Annotated in this window: 2 protein-coding genes; both read right to left on the reverse strand. The window is 39.0% G+C overall.

Going from position 1 to position 726, the window contains the following annotated elements; all coding sequences use genetic code 11:
• Window positions 1-125: flagellin N-terminal helical domain-containing protein (locus tag H5202_RS23560; RefSeq protein ID WP_443019401.1), on the reverse strand; the 125-nt coding region annotated here is incomplete at its 3' end.
• 252 nt (window positions 126-377) lie between these two features.
• Window positions 378-726, reverse strand: a 349-nt coding sequence (locus H5202_RS23565; protein ID WP_259397470.1) for a flagellin, incomplete at its 5' end; no start/stop codon positions are given.

Raw genomic sequence — 726 nt, forward strand, 5'->3', positions numbered from 1 at the left:
TTAGCGCTGTTGATGCGCAAACCTGAAGCTAAACGCTCCATCGATGTAGCAGTATTGCTTTGTGCTTTGTTTAAGTTGCCCTGCGCTTTCATTGATGTGACGTTGGTATTAACTGAAATAGCCATGATTTAATTCCTCGTATTCCTGACTGTAGACATTGCCTGTCTGTATTAAGCCAGGCGGATCATATTGGTTACACTTAAGGTAACGGCAATAAAAGGAAGAACTTTAACTTTTTTTTACAAAACACAAAATAAATCAATAAAAACTCAATAAATACTTAATAAACAACTATATTCAGCATATTACTTTATAAATAAAAACCCGTCATTTTGGGTGACGGGTTTTTATATCGAACTTAATGACTTACTTTATCATTAGCCAAGTAAAGACAATGCTACCTGTGGTAATTGATTCGCCTGCGCCAACATTGCTGACGAAGCCTGAGACAGAATCTGCTGCTTACTCAGTTCTGCACTTTCTGATGCAAAGTCCACATCTTGAATACGGCTACGCGCATCTGTAACATTGTTTTGCACGTTACCCAGATTATTTATAGTGAAATTCATCCGATTCTGCACAGCACCCAAATCAGCTCGACTGCTATCAATTTGAGCTATTGCAGCATCAATAGTAGTAATAGCATCCTGCGCCCCCTTTGATGTACCAATATCTACTGCATCTATGTCTGAAAGCGCTGAACCGGTTATATTCAAAGTCGCCCCA

Source organism: Shewanella sp. SG41-4, assembly GCF_014164505.1.
Lineage (GTDB): Bacteria > Pseudomonadota > Gammaproteobacteria > Enterobacterales > Shewanellaceae > Shewanella.